Annotated in this window: 15 protein-coding genes; 7 read left to right on the top strand and 8 right to left on the bottom strand. The window is 75.0% G+C overall.

Going from position 1 to position 14,236, the window contains the following annotated elements; all coding sequences use genetic code 11:
* Positions 1-49 precede the first annotated feature (49 nt).
* From gtfA to CFLA_RS16920, 4 genes are all read left to right on the top strand, one after another.
* Entirely contained in the window at positions 50-1,525 is a 1,476-nt protein-coding gene (gene gtfA / locus CFLA_RS16935; protein ID WP_013118569.1) for a sucrose phosphorylase, read from the top strand.
* A 194-nt stretch (positions 1,526-1,719) separates the two neighbouring features.
* Entirely contained in the window at positions 1,720-2,328 is a 609-nt protein-coding gene (locus CFLA_RS16930; RefSeq protein WP_013118568.1) for a polysaccharide deacetylase family protein, read from the top strand.
* Between the two features lie 82 nt (positions 2,329-2,410).
* Entirely contained in the window at positions 2,411-3,367 is a 957-nt protein-coding gene (locus tag CFLA_RS16925) for an LLM class flavin-dependent oxidoreductase (protein ID WP_013118567.1), read from the top strand.
* Between the two features lie 159 nt (positions 3,368-3,526).
* Positions 3,527-4,519: an NAD-dependent epimerase/dehydratase family protein gene (locus tag CFLA_RS16920; protein ID WP_013118566.1), complete on the top strand. Its 993-nt coding sequence runs from the start codon at positions 3,527-3,529 to the stop codon at positions 4,517-4,519.
* 73 nt (positions 4,520-4,592) lie between these two features.
* On the opposite strand, the gene CFLA_RS16915 is transcribed toward CFLA_RS16920, so the two are convergent.
* On the bottom strand, positions 4,593-5,336 hold the full coding sequence (locus tag CFLA_RS16915; protein ID WP_013118565.1) for an SDR family NAD(P)-dependent oxidoreductase: 744 nt from the start codon (positions 5,334-5,336) through the stop codon (positions 4,593-4,595).
* A 169-nt stretch (positions 5,337-5,505) separates the two neighbouring features.
* Positions 5,506-6,321 (bottom strand): hypothetical protein, encoded by an 816-nt coding sequence (locus CFLA_RS16910; RefSeq protein WP_013118564.1) that lies wholly within the window; start codon positions 6,319-6,321, stop codon positions 5,506-5,508.
* Positions 6,322-6,762: 441 nt separating this feature from the next.
* Here CFLA_RS16910 and CFLA_RS20725 point away from each other — a divergent pair, with 441 nt between their 5' ends.
* Positions 6,763-6,984, top strand: a complete 222-nt coding sequence (locus CFLA_RS20725; RefSeq protein ID WP_222836764.1) for an AbrB/MazE/SpoVT family DNA-binding domain-containing protein — start codon at positions 6,763-6,765, stop codon at positions 6,982-6,984.
* Positions 6,981-7,349, top strand: a complete 369-nt coding sequence (locus tag CFLA_RS20720; RefSeq protein WP_013118562.1) for a type II toxin-antitoxin system VapC family toxin — start codon at positions 6,981-6,983, stop codon at positions 7,347-7,349. The genes CFLA_RS20725 and CFLA_RS20720 overlap by 4 nt, the downstream gene beginning before the upstream one ends.
* A gap of 216 nt (positions 7,350-7,565) precedes the next feature.
* Here the strand turns inward: CFLA_RS20720 and CFLA_RS16895 are convergent, their stop codons facing one another.
* The 6 genes from CFLA_RS16895 to CFLA_RS16870 form a co-directional block, all read right to left on the bottom strand.
* Positions 7,566-8,027: a hypothetical protein gene (locus CFLA_RS16895; protein WP_013118560.1), complete on the bottom strand. Its 462-nt coding sequence runs from the start codon at positions 8,025-8,027 to the stop codon at positions 7,566-7,568.
* 267 nt (positions 8,028-8,294) lie between these two features.
* Positions 8,295-9,599 (bottom strand): glycosyltransferase, encoded by a 1,305-nt coding sequence (locus CFLA_RS16890; RefSeq protein WP_013118559.1) that lies wholly within the window; start codon positions 9,597-9,599, stop codon positions 8,295-8,297.
* Positions 9,600-9,805: 206 nt separating this feature from the next.
* Positions 9,806-12,040: a glycoside hydrolase domain-containing protein gene (locus CFLA_RS16885; RefSeq protein ID WP_013118558.1), complete on the bottom strand. Its 2,235-nt coding sequence runs from the start codon at positions 12,038-12,040 to the stop codon at positions 9,806-9,808.
* Positions 12,041-12,204: 164 nt separating this feature from the next.
* Positions 12,205-12,651 (bottom strand): HIT family protein, encoded by a 447-nt coding sequence (locus CFLA_RS16880; protein WP_013118557.1) that lies wholly within the window; start codon positions 12,649-12,651, stop codon positions 12,205-12,207.
* Between the two features lie 104 nt (positions 12,652-12,755).
* Positions 12,756-13,205 (bottom strand): hypothetical protein, encoded by a 450-nt coding sequence (locus CFLA_RS16875; RefSeq protein ID WP_013118556.1) that lies wholly within the window; start codon positions 13,203-13,205, stop codon positions 12,756-12,758.
* Between the two features lie 50 nt (positions 13,206-13,255).
* On the bottom strand, positions 13,256-13,750 hold the full coding sequence (locus tag CFLA_RS16870) for a hemerythrin domain-containing protein (protein ID WP_013118555.1): 495 nt from the start codon (positions 13,748-13,750) through the stop codon (positions 13,256-13,258).
* A gap of 167 nt (positions 13,751-13,917) precedes the next feature.
* Between CFLA_RS16870 and CFLA_RS16865 the strand changes: the two genes are divergently transcribed.
* Positions 13,918-14,205 carry an ArsR/SmtB family transcription factor gene (locus tag CFLA_RS16865; protein WP_013118554.1) on the top strand — a complete coding sequence of 96 codons (288 nt, stop codon included), beginning with the start codon at positions 13,918-13,920 and terminating at the stop codon, positions 14,203-14,205.
* The last annotated feature ends 31 nt before the right edge of the window (positions 14,206-14,236 follow it).

Raw genomic sequence — 14,236 nt, 5'->3', positions numbered from 1 at the left:
CGGCGCGGCCTCCACCTCCGTGCGACCGCACCCACGACGGGAGTCCACCGTGACCCACGGCCCGCAGCTCATCACCTACGCCGACCGCCTCGCCGGGGACCTGCCCGGCCTGCGCGCGCTCCTCGACGGGCCGCTTGCCGGCGCGTTCGGCGGCGTGCACGTGCTGCCGTTCTACCCGCCGTTCGACGGCGCCGACGCCGGGTTCGACCCGCGCGACCACACCCAGGTCGACCCCCGCCTGGGCACGTGGGACGACGTCCGCGCGCTCGGCGCCGGCCGTGAGGTGATGGCCGACGTCATCGTCAACCACGTCTCTGCGGACTCCGCGCAGTTCCGCGACGTGCGCGAGCGCGGCGACGCCTCCCCGCACGCGCCGATGTTCCTCACGCTCGGTGCCGTGTTCCCCGACGGCGCGTCGGAGGAGGACCTCGCGCGCATCTACCGCCCGCGCCCGGGCCTGCCGTTCACCGTGATGACCCTCGGCGGTCGCAGGCGTCTGGTGTGGACGACGTTCACGCCCGACCAGGTCGACCTCGACCTGCGGACCCCGCAGGCGTGGGAGTACCTGACGGCCGTCGTCGACGCGCTCACCGCGGGCGGTGTGACCATGCTGCGGCTCGACGCCGTCGGGTACACCGGCAAGGAGGCGGGCACCGACTGCTTCATGACGCCCGCGACCGACGCGTACACCGAGCGGATCGTGTCGCTGGCACGCGCGCGCGGCGCGCAGGTGCTCGTCGAGGTGCACGGGCACCACACGCAGCAGATCGAGATCGCCCGCAAGGTCGACCTCGTCTACGACTTCGCGCTGCCGCCGCTCGTGCTGCACGCGCTCACCGCGGCCGACCTCGAGCCGCTCGCCGGGTGGCTGGCGATCCGGCCGGCCAACGCCGTGACCGTGCTCGACACGCACGACGGCATCGGCATCGTCGACGTGGGCCCGTCCGACCTGCGCCCCGGCGAGCCCGGCCTGCTGGCGCCGGAGAAGATCGACGCGCTCGTCGAGACGATGCACGAGAACTCCGGCGGCACGTCGCGCCAGGCCACCGGCGCGGCCGCGTCGAACCTCGACCTCTACCAGGTCAACTGCACGTTCTACGACGCGCTCGCGCGCGACGACCGCCGCTACCTGCTCGCGCGGCTGCTGCAGCTCTTCGTCCCCGGGATCCCGCAGGTCTACTACGTGGGCCTGCTCGCGGGGTCCAACGACATGGAGCTGCTGGCCGCCACGGGTGTGGGACGCGACGTCAACCGGCACCACTACACGGACGGCGAGGTGGCCGACGCCCTGGCGCGGCCCGTGGTGCGGGCGCAGCTCGCGGCACTGCGGCTGCGGGCGTCGCACGCGGCGTTCGGCGGCGCGTTCGAGTGGGACCTCGACGGCACGCGCGGCTGTCTCGCGTGGACGGCGGGCGACGAGCGCGCGGTCCTGACGTTCGACGTGGCCGACGCGTCGTTCACGGTGCACGCGACGGGCCCGGACGGCGAGGAGGCGGTCCTCACCGACGCGGCCGTCGCACCCTGACCTCGTCGTCCGACCCCGTCGTCCAGGCCCCCGTCGCCCGGTCTCACCCTCCGGGACGCGTGCCCCCCGAGACCGGGCTCAGGTGGCGCAACCGCGCCGTTCGGTGACCTGAGCCCGGTCTCGATCGGCGGCCGTCTCACGACGTGGGACCGAGGGCGGTCGACCACCACCGCCCGAAGGTGCAGGATGCGGGCGTGGACCCGAGCGCACCCGACGTCATCCGGTACGTCGCCACCGCCCCCGCCGCCCCCACCGTCGCGCTCACGTTCGACGACGGCCCGAACCCGCCCGACACCGTCGCGCTGCTCGACCTGCTGGCGCGCGAGGGCGTGCGGGCGGTGTTCTGCCTGGTCGGCGTGCAGGTCGAGCAGCACCCGGACCTCGTGCGGCGCGTCGTCGACGACGGGCACGTGCTCGCCAACCACTCGTGGCAGCACGACGACCTCGCGGAGCTCCCGGCCGCCGCGGTGCGTGCCGACCTGCAGCGCACCCTCGACGCGATCCACGCGGTCGTCCCCGGCGTGCCCGTGCCGTTCTTCCGCGCACCGTACGGGCGCTGGGGCCGCACGGTCGACGTCGCCGCGTCGCTCGGCATGCGCTCTCTCGAGTGGCAGCTCGCGGTCGAGGACTGGGACCCGGCGCCACCGGCGGACGTGCTGGTCGAGCGGCTCGGCGCCGTCGAGCCCGGGGGCGTCGTCCTGCTGCACGACGGCGGCGGCGACCGCAGCGCGACGGTCGAGGCGGTGCGGCGCGTGGTCCCGGCGCTGCGCGCGGCCGGCTGGACGTTCACCGTCCCGACCTGACCTGCCGCGCCCGCGTCGTGCGTGACGGAACGACCAGGTCACGCGGTCCCCGTCCCGACCCCCGGGCCGCGAGGATGGGTCCATGACGACGCCGTCCCTCGGGGTGCTCCTGCCGCGCGACCTGCCGGCCGCGCACGTCCTGCCGTTCGCCCGCCGCGCCGACGAGCTCGGGTTCGACGAGCTGTGGGTCGTCGAGGACCTCGGCTTCCGGGGCGGTGCCGCCCAGGCCGCCGCCGTGCTCGCGGCCACCGAGCGCATCCACGTCGGCATCGGGATCGTCCCGGCCGCCGCGCGCAGCGTCGTGTTCGCCGCGATGGACGCCGCGACGCTCGCGCGGCTGTTCCCGGGGCGCGTGACGTTCGGCGTCGGGCACGGCATGCCGGGCTGGATGCGGTCCGCCGGGTCGTGGCCCGCACGCCCCCTGACGTACCTCGAGGCGTACACGCGCGCGCTGCGGGACCTCCTGCGCGGCGCGACCGTGACGACGCACCCCGACGCGCCCGTCCCGCTCGACGGCGCCGCACTCGACCCGTCGTCCCTCCCCGAGGTCGTCCCCGACGTGGTGCTGGGCGTGCGCGGCCCGCGGTCGCTCGCCGCCGCCGGGCGCGTGGCCGACGGCGTCGTTCTCGCCGAGCCCTGCGCGCCGCCGTACGTGCGCGAGTCGGTCGCGCTGGTGGCGGCGCCCGGTGCCCGCGTCGTGACCTACGACGTCGGGTCCGTCGACGACGACGAGGCCGCGGCACTCGCCCGCGCCCGGTCCGGCCTCGCGTGGATCGGCGAGCCCGACTGGGCGCCGCACGTCGCGCCGCTGCCGTTCGCCGCGGACCTCGCCGCGCTGCGGGCCCGGTCCGCCTCGCCCGACGAGTTCGCCGCCGCCCTGCCCGACGCGTGGGTGCGCGAGCTCGCGCTCGCCGGCACCCCCGAGGGCGTCCGCGCAGGGGTGGCGGCCCGCGGGGCCGCGGGGGCGACGACGTGCGTGCTGTTCCCGGCGGGGCCGGACCCGCTCGCGGCCCTGGACGAGCTCGCGCGCGCCCGCTGACCCGGCGCGGGGACCCAGCGGGCGCGCCCGTCGTGGTCACAGGCCGGAGCGCCCGTCGTGGTCACCGGTGCGACCACGTCCCCAGCCCGGCGCGCGAGACGTGACCACGTCCCGGGCACCCACCCCGTGCCCGGCACCCCGGTCGTGTTCACTGGGACGGTGCGACGCGTGCTGGTGCTCGGCGGGACGGGGTGGCTGGGGTCCGCGGTGGCGCGGGCTGCGCTCGCGGACGGTGCGCAGGTCGTGTGCCTCGCGCGGGGGGAGTCCGGCGACGTGCCCGACGGCGCCCGCCTCGTGCGCGCCGACCGGACCGCGCCCGGCGCGTACGACGCGCTGACGGGCGACTGGGACGAGGTCGTCGAGATCACCTCCGAGCCCGCGCTCGTCGCCGGCGCGCTCGACGCGCTCGCGGACCGGGCGCAGCACTGGACGCTCGTGTCGACGGTGTCGGTGTACGCGCGCCACGACGTCCCGGGCGCCGACGAGTCGGCGGAGCTCGTCGAGCCCCGCGACCTCACCGCGTACCCGGACGCGAAGGTCGCGGCCGAGCGGGCCACCGCCGCGCGCCTCGGGGACCGCGTGCTCGTCGCGCGGCCGGGGCTGATCGTCGGGCCCGGTGACCCCTCCGACCGGTTCGGCTACTGGCCGGCTCGTCTGCACCGTGGCGGGCGCGTGCTCGTCCCGGCACCGGAGGGCCGGTTCGTGCAGGTCATCGACGTCGACGACCTCGCGGCGTGGCTGGTCGCGGCCGGGCGCGCCGGCGTGACGGGTGCGGTGAACGCCGTCGGTACGCCTGTCACCTGGGCGGACTTCCTCGCGCTCGTGCAGGACGTCACGGCCGTGGACGTCGAGACCGTCGCCGTCGACGACGCCACGCTGCTCGCGCACGACGTGCGCCACTGGGCCGGTCCGCGCTCCCTCCCGCTGTGGATCCCCGTCGCCGACGCGGGCTTCGCGCAGCGCGACGGGTCGGCGTACCGCGCTGCGGGCGGCACCCTGCGGCCGCTGCGCGAGACGACCGCCCGGGCGCTGGCCGACGAGGTCGCGCGCGGCATCGACCGGCCCCGGCGCTCGGGGCTGACCGCCGCCGAGGAGCGGGCGGTGCTGGGGGCGGTCCGAGCGGCCTCCCGGACCGGTGGGGCGTGGCGGTGACGACCGCGGCGCCGCCTCGGGGGAGGCGCCGCGGTCGTCGTCCGTCCGGCGTCGTGGCGACGTCGGACCGCCGTCACCCTGCCGAGCGGGCGCCGTCGATCAGCCAGAGCTGCCCGGAGACGTGCGAGGCCTCGTCGGACGCGAGGAACGCGGCGACGTTCGCCATCTCGGCGGGTTCCCCGATGCGACCCTGCGGAACCTGCGCCGCGAGCTGGGCGACGAGGTCGGGGTCGAGGCGGTCGATCCACGGGGTCCGCGTGATCCCGGGGCCGATCGCATTGACGCGGATGTTCTCCTGCGCGTACTCCAGCGCGGCGGTCTGCACCATCGAGCGCAGCGCGCCCTTGCTGATGATGTACGCCGACGCCGCGGGCGTCGCACGCTCGGCGCCGATGGACGACGTCGTGACGATCGACCCGCCGCCGCCCTCGAGCATGAGCGTGAGCCCGACCTGCTGGATGCGGAACGCGCCGCGCACGTTGACGCGCCAGACCATGTCGAACCCGTCCATCGGGTACTCGTGGCTGCGCGCCGGCGGCCCGTTGGTGCCGGCGTTGTTCGCCAGCACGTCCAGCCCGCCGAGCCGCTCGCGCAGCACGTCCGCGAGCCCGTCGACGGCCGCGTCGTCGGTGACGTCGAGCTGCAGCGCGCTCGCGCGCTCACCGAGCTCGGCGGCCAGCGCCGTCACCGCGTCCTCGTTCACGTCCGCGAGCACCACGCGCGCACCCTCGGCGACGAACTTGCGTGCGATCGCCTTCCCGATCCCGGACCCGGCACCCGTGACCAGTGCTCGCTTGCCTTCGAGCCTGCCCGACATGACGACCTCCAGCCCGGGCCGCGAAGCGCCTCGAGGCGCTCGGCATGCGCAGCCACCCGGACCTCCTCTTTACCCCCGGATCACCGGCGCCCGGTGAGCCCTTGGTCCTCGACGTGCGACTGACCAGGGACGAACCGGGCGGCGTCGGCGTGCAGGGCGGGTGCCGGGATCAGCCGCCGAGCGCCTCGCGCGTCGTGATCTCGTCGGGCCCGGGCGCGACGACGGGCGCCGCGGCACCCCAGTTCGACGTCGTCATGACGCCCTCGATCCCGAGGATCTCGTACGACACCTCCCGCACGTGGCCGTCGGCGTCGATGTCGTAGGTGTACGTGAGGGTCGCGGGGACCTCGGCGCCCTCCGGCAGGTTGCTCTCGAGCTCGGCCATCCGCTCGGGCATCTGGCGCGGGTCGATCACGACCTCGTACGTCCGCACCGGCACGCCGTCGACCTCCGTGGCCTCGCCGACCGGGGTCACGCTGACGATCGCGGCCTCGTGCTCCTTCAGCCCCATGGACGGGTCGGCCTGGTCCATCGAGTCGGCGAACGCCTCCGCGAACGGGTCGGTCGGGTCGGTGGGGTCGACGGCGAGGAACTTGCCGCCGCTGAGCTCGCCGAGGCTCACGTATCCCAGGCCGTCGACGGCGCGCATCCGCATCTCCAGGCCCATCATCGTCATCGCCATGTCGTACGACGGCACGTCGCCGAGGTGCATCGAGCCCGCGACGTCGCCCAGCGCCCCGTCCTCGCCCATGACGAGCGTGAAGTCGTAGCTTCCCGCCTCCTGGTACGCCGCGATGATCGTGGCGACGAGGTCGTCCTTGGTGAGCACCGGACCGCCGTCGGCCTCGGGCGCCGGGCTCGCCGTGGCGGACCTGGACGCCGACGGGCTCGGGGCGGTCTCCGCCGGCGAGGAGCTGCACGCGGGGAGCGCGCACAGCAGCGCGACGAGGGACGGGACGACGACGGCACGACGGCGCGACAGCACGGCAGACCTCCGGGGTGTGGCCTCGGGGTCGAGCCGGTCGGCTCGTCTCTCACGCGGGACCGCGGGAATCCTGGCATGGCGGGGCCGTGATGCGCCCAGGCATTCCACAACGGATGCCTCACCCGCGGTTGGCGCGCGTGCGGGACCGGACAGCGACCCGAGATTCGCCGTCCCGCATTCCCGGCACGGTGGCCGACGTGCTCCTGCGCACGGGGGCCGTCGGGCGGAGTCGAGGAGACAGGCGATGGGACCTGGTCGTCGGCGGCCACGGGCCGCTCCTGGCCGGTGCCGCGCTGCGGCACGCGTGACGCCGGACGTGCCCGCCCTGACCGGGGGCGGGCGCGGGGTGCGCCGTAGCGCTCGGGAGCCGGGGTCACGCATATCCCACAACCATGTATGGAGTGGTATTCTTGCCCTATGAGTGGGACATATGCCGTCACGATGGGAGATCGGGGTCGCCTCGTCGTCCCCGCCGAGGTGCGCGCCCATGCCGGCCTGGACGCGGGCGTCCCGCTGATCCTCCTCGAGACCCCCGGGGGCCTGGTGGTCATGACGCGCGAGCAGGCGCGCGACCACGTGCGCGGCCAGCTGGCAGGGGCGGACCTCGTCGCGAACCTGCTCGCCGAACGCCGCGCCGCCGCCGACCGCGAGGATGCCGCGTGACCACGGTCCTCGACGCCTCCGCGATCCTCGCTTACCTGGGTGGGGAGACCGGCGCCGACGTCGCGGAGCAGGCACTGACCGACGGTGCGGTCTGCTCCGCGGTGAACTGGTCCGAGGCCGCACAGAAGGTCCGCGCGGCCGGCGGGGACTGGTCCGTCGCCGCAGCGCTCCTGTCCAGCTACGGACTCACCGTGCACGACGCGACCACGACCGACGCCGAGCGCGCGGCGAGCAGGTGGGTGCGCGGGGACGGGCTGTCCCTGGGCGACCGCTTCTGCCTCGCGCTGGGCGACCGCCTCGACGCGACGGTCCTCACCGCAGACCGGGCATGGGCCGCCGAGCCGCGTGTCCGCTTGATCCGCTGAGAGGTCGCGGGCTCGGCGATCACCAGGCGACGCCCCGCGGCGGGGACGCCCGAGCGCACGGAGACCCCGCACCGCCCGCCGACGTCCTCGTCGAGCGACTGGGTGGCATCGCGCCCGGCGGGATCGTGCTGCTGCCCGACGGCGGCGGCGACCGCAGCCGCACCGTCGAGGCGGTGCGGCGGGTGATCCCGCGGCTGCGGTCCGACGGGTGGACGTTCACCGTCCCGCGGTAGCCGGCGACGCACGACGGGCCGCCGAGTCGCCCGCCGCGAGCGGCGTGCCGTCGAGCATGTACGTCACGCCGGTGGCGGCGGGGACCGTGACCACGTCGAGCGCCGTGCCGGGGTTGTCCGTCGCGGTGGGCGCGGGCGGTGTCACGTGCTCGAGGTCGGTGAACGTGAACGCGTGCGTCGTGCTGCCCGTCAGCTCGTGACCGGGTGCCGCGGTCGCGACCAGCGTGACCGTGCCGCTGCCGGGGTGCGTGCCGGGTGCCAGGACGTCGCCGTCGCGCGTCCAGACCACGCCGTCGACCTCCGGGAGCGTGAACGTGTCGTCGGCGGTCCCGTCGACGTCGTGCCACGTGGGCGGCTCGACCGTGGTGAGCGTGATGTCGGTGAACACGAGCGTGAACTGCGACGGGCCCGCGCGGGCGGTCGACGTCGTCCTCGGAATCGGCACGCGGGCCCCGAAGATGGACGAATGGCGAGGAAGTGGTTCGGTCGAGGACCGGATCGTCCCGGTGCGCTCGATCTCACGGCGTGCAGCGCGCACAGTGAGCCCTGTCCCTGCTCGCGCTCGCGCTGGCCGGCGTCACGCAGATCGCCGTCAACCGGGTCGCAGCCACCCACGACGCCGGCGGCCGGATCCTCGGCTCCGGCCGGGGCGATCGCGGACGCCGTGCCGGCCTGACGCCGGACGGCACCCGCAGCCCGGTCCCGCCCGGTGTCAGGCCGGCACCGCCGCCCACGTCGCGGCCGTCACCTGCTCCAGGATCCGGTCGAGCACGACGCCCCGGTCGAAGCGCAGTGCGTACTCGCGCGCACGCTCGGACCAGGCCGCCCGCTCCGCGCGGTCCATCGCGAGCACCTGGTCGATCGCGCCGGCGATCGCGTCCGGGGCGTCGACGGGCACGATGAGCGCCGTGTCGCCGACGGCCTCGCCGATGCCGCCGGTGACGGTCGTGATGACCGGCCCGCCGCCGGAGAGCATCTTCTCGACCAGCGCGATGCCGAACGTCTCGACGAACTCCGGGCGCGGCTTGGACGGCAGCACGAACGCGGTGCAGCCTGCCATGAGGTGAGCCTTCTCGTCGTCCGGCACGTCGTGCAGGAAGGTGATGAGGTCGCCCAGGCCCGTCGCGGCGGCGTGCGCGTGCAGCTCGTCGGCCTGCGGCCCGTTGCCCGCGATGACGAGGCGGCGCCCGGCGGCCGGTGCGCCGGAGCGCGCGTAGCCGTCGATGAGGTCGTCGACGCCCTTGGCGTGCGCGAGGCGCGACAGGAACAGCACGTACCCGTCGCGCGTCAGGCCGCGGGCCGCGAGCGCGCGGTCGGTCGCGTCCTCGTCGCGCGCCAGGTACGTGGCGACGTCGATCGCGGGGTAGGACACCGCGACGCGGGCGGCGCACTCCTCGGCGAACCGCGTGCCGTAGCGCGCGTCGATCGCGGCGGCCTCGGTGACGACCAGGTCGCGCGTGTACTGCGACACGGCGAGCACGACGTCGTGGGCGAGGTACTGCGCGAGCACGTGCGCCGCGGCGCCGAACCGGTCCTCCTGCACGCACGCCCGCACGACGTTGGTGACGTCCGACCCGACGGCCTCGGCCACGGTGACCACGTCGACGGGCAGGCCCGTGCGGCGCGCGACCGCGACCGCGTCGGCCACCGCCGTGGCGTGCGGCGACAGGTACAGCGACATCGCGACGGTGGGGACGCCGTCGGTGAACAGCTCGACGAGCCGGCCCGTGAGCCCCGCCAGGTAGCGGCCGTCGGGGACCTTGTAGTCGCCGACGGGCTCGGGCCGCTCCACGACGATCCCCGGGGAGTACGGCAGCACGCCGTCCAACGGCTTGAGCGGCAGGCCGGCCTCCTGCAGCCGGTCGACGGGCCACGTGACGATGCGGACCTCGTCGAAACCCCGCTGCAGCGCCGCCTCGGCGAGGTTACGGGCTTCGCCCGAGTGACCGCAGATCACCGGATCGGCGCGCACGACGATGACCAGGCGGCGGTCGGGGCTCGCGGCAGGAGCGTTCACGGCGTCGTCCTCTCGGGGCTGGTTCGACCTCTCGCGGGGAGAGGGGTGGGGCTGGTTCGACGTGTCGCGGGGGGACGGGTGGGGTGGGGCTGGTTCGACGTGTCGCGGGGTGGGTGGGGCTGGGTCGACCGCTCGCGCCACGGGTTGCGGGGGCTCCGGCGGGTCGGCGCCCCTCCCCCTGGTGGCGAGACGTCGATCCAGCCCCGTCAGGGTCGGGCGAGGCGGGGGAGCGGGACGTCGACGTGCGGCGCGGGGGCGCTGGGTGGTCGGTGCTGGGTGCCCCACCCGGACGGCTCCGGGCCGAGACCGATGAGCAGCCGGCCCCCGGAGTGCAGCTCGCCGCCGGTGAGGAACGGGCGGTCGAGCGGGACGCCGTCGAGGTGGACCGACTGCACGTGCTGGACCGGGCCGCCGGGCTCGGGCTCGACGAATCCGGTCGTCTCCATCGTGAACGGCCGGCCGCCCACGTCGATGCGTGCCTCGCGCCACGCGGGCGCGTTGAGCAGGTACAGGTTCTGCCCCGCGACGGGGAAGAGTCCCAGGGTCGCCCACACGTACCAGGACGACAACCCGCCGGAGTCGTCGTTGCCCGGCAGCCCACCGCGGCCCGTCCCGAACTGCTGCTGCACGACGTCGTGGACGACCTGCGCGGTGCGGTCCGGGCGGCCCGCGTACATGTACGCCCAGGGCGCCTCCATGTCGGGCTCGTTGTTGAGACCCTCGAAGCGGTGAAGCGCGTACCCGGCGGCCATCTCGTCGACGTCGGGGTGCAGACCGGGCTGCTTGACGGGGTCCGCGCCGAAGCCGAAGAACTGGTCGAGCATCGTCGTGAACTCGTCGTCCCCGCCGGCCAGCGCGATGCGCGACGCCATGTCGTGCAGCAGGCGGAACGAGTAGTTCCACCGCCCGCCCTCGTAGTACGTGGAGTCGACGAGAAGGCCCGTGCCGGGGTCGAACGCGTTGCGCCACCGCGCGGCCAGCGGGCCGAACTGCTCGACGAGCGTCAGGTCGCCCACGCGCCCCGCGACGATCGCCGTGCACCAGTACCCGAACGCCAGGTCGAGGGTGTGGCTGATGGGGTGGGTGCGGCCGTGCAGCAGGAACTCCTCGCCGTACGTGCGGCGCAGGTCGTCGTGCATGTGCACCAGGGCCCAGTCCCAGTCGACACCGGGCAGGCCCAGCGCGCACAGGTCCGCGAGGAACGTGTGGGCGAGCGCCGAGCCCTGCCGGCTGAACCGGTCCGCGCCGCGCGCCATGCGGTAGCCGATCGGCAGGTTGCCCTCCTCCTCGGCGATCTGCAGCAGCGCGTTCGCGAGCTCGACGGACCTGTCCGGGACGAGCGCCGTCATGAGCGGCAGGTGCGTGCGGTAGATGTCCCACATCGTCGACAGGTCGAACGCGAACGGCCCGGGCGTGGGCCAGAACGGCGACTCGTCGGGGGCCAGGCACGGCTTGATGAGCGAGTGGTACAGCGCGGTGCCGAAGACGGTCGCCTTCTCGGGCGTCGGCGCGTCGACCTGCACCTTGCCGAGGTGCTCGCGCCACACGGCCTGCGTCGTGGCGCGTCGGCGCTCGAAGGAGTGCCGCGGGTCCGGCCCGCACTCGCGCTCCAGGGTCCGCGCGGCCTGCTCGACGCCCCGCAGCGAGAACCCGAAGCGCAGCTCGACGACCTGCCCGGGCTCGGTCGGGCCCGCCCACATGAGACCGAAGGGCCGCAGCGTCGTGGGGCGGATACGGTCGAAGTCCAGGCGCGTGCCGCCGGGCATGAGGCGGCGGTCGTACCAGAGCATCTGCCGCCAGTGCTGCGCGTCGCACTCGACGCGCGCGGCCAGTGGGGCGCCCTCGACGACGATCTCACCCTCCGCGCAGCCGGGGTTGACGGTCCCCAGGTGCGCGCGCAGCGGCACGGTCCGCCCGTACGGGATGTCGAGGCCGCCCAGGGAGAAGTCGATGACGAGCCGCGCGTCGTGGTGCGCGGGGAACGTGTACCGGTGCACCGCGGACTTCGGCCCCACGGTGATCTCGGCGCGGATGCCCGACTCCAGGGTGGCGGCGTAGTAGCCCGGCTCGGCGACCTCGTCGACGATCTCCCACGGCCAGTCCAGGTCGTCCAGCGGGCCCAGCATCGGCGTCACCCGGAAGTAGTTGTAGTACTTGCGGATCGCGCCCGTGCCCGACTGCTGGAAGTGCGTGAAGCCGGTCGCGACGAGCCGGTCGTGCAGCACCGGCGGGCGGCCCTCGGTCGACAGGTCGTACCGTCCGTAGCCCGTCGGGTACGCCCCGGAGTACGCGCACGCCGACACCATGCCGAACGGGTACGTCGCGCCCGGGTGCGTGTTGCCGACCTGCGGCTTGGGCCACCACCACGTCGCCGCCAGGCCGGACGGCTCGGGCAGGTCGGTCGCCTCGGTGCCGATGAACGGGTCGACGTGGTCGAACATCCCGGTCTCCTCGCGTCGTGGCGTCCTGCCGTGCACCGGGTCGGGTGCGGGTCCGCGCGGCCTCGTGAGCCGGGTGCACCCAGAGTGGCGTGGCCCGCCCGACCTGTCCACGGGTGCGGTGGGCGACGTTACGAGCCGGGTGTGTCAGGGGTGTTGCGGGCAGGTCACGCCTGGTCCGCCGCGGGTGGGACGAGGGCGGCGCGGAGGGCGGCGGCGTGCGCGTCGAGCTCGGCACCCGACGGGTTCGAGCCCCACCGCGCGTCGATCCGGAACCCGTCGTCGGCGAACCGCGGGAACACGTGCAGGTGCGCGTGGAAGACCTCCTGGAACGCGGCCTCGCCGTCGGCGTAGAACAGGTTGACGCCCTCGCACCGCAGCGGGGAGCGGCGCAGCGCCGCCGCGACCGAGCGCGCGACGGCGAACATCTCCGCACCCACGTCGTCGTCGAGGTCCGCCAGCTCCGGCAGGTGGGCGCGTGGGACGACGAGCACGTGGCCCGGCGTCACAGGGTCGATGTCCATGAACGCCAGCACGGTCGGCGACTCGTGCACCACCGACGCCCCGAGCTCACCCGCGACGATCCCGCAGAACACGCACCCGTCGTCCGTCATCCCCCGATCCTCGCGGCGACCGCCGCCCGGCACGACCCCTTTCCCCGCGAGCCGTCGATCCAGCCCCGCCCGCTCCGCCGACGAGGCGTCGCTCCGGCCCGCGTTCAGCAGGTGCCGCGGTGCTCGCTGACGTCGAGCCGGACGTCGTCCGGGCGGACCGTGGTGCGCACGTGGACGAGGATCGACACGACCGTGACCACCGCGGGCTCCACGCAGCCGTCGCCGAGCCGCTCCGAGTCGACGTGCACGACCCACGTGCCGTCCCGGTCGCGGACGGACGTCACCTCCGGCCGGCGGATCGCGCCGCTGGTGAGCAGCAGCGCGACGTGGCCGTCGGGGAGGTCGAGCGCGGGGCCGCCGGCGGCGGCCCAGCCCTGGGCCACCTCGTCGGGGTCGACGGTCACCGACGCCTCCCCGCCCGGGCCGCCCGTGACGCTCCCCGCCACCGTGTGCTCGAGAGGCGTCCCGTCCGTGCACCCGGTGGTGACGGCGACGACGACCACCGCGGCGAAGGACGACCACCGCGCGGCAGCCCCGTGACGGCTCCCGCCCACGTGACCTCCCGCTCGCTCCGCTCGTGCGCCGGGCCCGCCCCGACGCGTCCTCACGCGAGCGGCCCGAGCGCCGCGCGCGGCGTCGCGTCGAGCGCGAGCTCCGCGAGGACGGGCAGCAGGCGCTTCTCCTCGTACCGGAAGTGCGTCTCCATGACGGCCTCGATGCCGTCGAGGTGCCGGTGCAGCGCGGCGGGGTCGTGGACGCCCGCGGCGTGGCCGGTGTCGACGGCCCGCTGCAGCTCGCCGAGCAGCTGCGACAGCACCGAGTGGTCCCGCACCAGCTGGCTCACGACGTCCGCGAGCTCGGGGGCCGCGCCGAGCAGCCCCGGGAAGACGACGTCGTCCTCGCCGCGATGGTGCCCGTCGAGCGCCGCGCAGAACCCGGTGCAGAACAGCAGCAGGTCCCGCGTCGGGGCGTCCGGGCCGCCTGCCGCGACGTCCTCGACGGACTCCCGCGCGACCTGCAGGCTGTCGCGCAGCCGCGCGTGCACGGCACGCAGCTCTCGGTCCCAGGCGACGAGCCGGGCGGGGTCGGTGGTGGACATCCGCTCCGACCGTACCGGTGCCGCGTCGAGCCGGTCGACCCCCTCGCGGGCGGACGGGCCGGATCGACGGCTCGCGGGGTGGGGGGATCGATCCCGATGCTGGCTCGGGGTGGCGCGGCAGGGGTCGTGGACGCTATTTTGGTGTTTCACGAAATATGGAGGAAGCCATGGCGGACGGGGTGTTCGCCGCGCTGTCGCACCCCACGCGGCGCGCGGTGCTGCGCGAGCTGGCGCGACGGGACTGGATGCTCGTCGGCGAGCTCGCCGACGCGCTGGACGTCGCCGGCCCGACGCTGTCGGGTCACCTGCGGATCCTGCGTGAGGCCGACCTCGTGGTGGCCGAACGGCGGGGCACGACGATCCGCTACTCGGCCAACGCGTCCGTCGTCGAGTCGGCGTTCGCGGCCTTCCTCCACTCGCTCGGCGTGGGCCGCGCGGCTCCACCGACCGACTGAGCACGTGCGACCGAGCACGTCCGACCCGGCA

Origin of the sequence: Cellulomonas flavigena DSM 20109, assembly GCF_000092865.1 — a bacterium.
GTDB classification, from domain to species: domain Bacteria; phylum Actinomycetota; class Actinomycetes; order Actinomycetales; family Cellulomonadaceae; genus Cellulomonas; species Cellulomonas flavigena.
Note: the sequence above shows the minus strand (reverse complement) of the source record. Positions and strands in the feature narration are given on the sequence as shown.

Excerpts from the sequence above, each read along its gene's own strand:
- CFLA_RS16885 (WP_013118558.1), bottom strand. The coding sequence starts at position 12,040 with ATGTTCGACCACGTCGACCCGTTCATCGGCACCGAGGCGACCGACCTG.
- CFLA_RS16865 (WP_013118554.1), top strand. The coding sequence starts at position 13,918 with ATGGCGGACGGGGTGTTCGCCGCGCTGTCGCACCCCACGCGGCGCGCG.
- CFLA_RS16915 (WP_013118565.1), bottom strand. The coding sequence starts at position 5,336 with ATGTCGGGCAGGCTCGAAGGCAAGCGAGCACTGGTCACGGGTGCCGGG.
- CFLA_RS20725 (WP_222836764.1), top strand. The coding sequence starts at position 6,763 with ATGGGAGATCGGGGTCGCCTCGTCGTCCCCGCCGAGGTGCGCGCCCAT.
- CFLA_RS16925 (WP_013118567.1), top strand. The coding sequence starts at position 2,411 with ATGACGACGCCGTCCCTCGGGGTGCTCCTGCCGCGCGACCTGCCGGCC.
- CFLA_RS16870 (WP_013118555.1), bottom strand. The coding sequence starts at position 13,750 with ATGTCCACCACCGACCCCGCCCGGCTCGTCGCCTGGGACCGAGAGCTG.
- CFLA_RS16880 (WP_013118557.1), bottom strand. The coding sequence starts at position 12,651 with ATGACGGACGACGGGTGCGTGTTCTGCGGGATCGTCGCGGGTGAGCTC.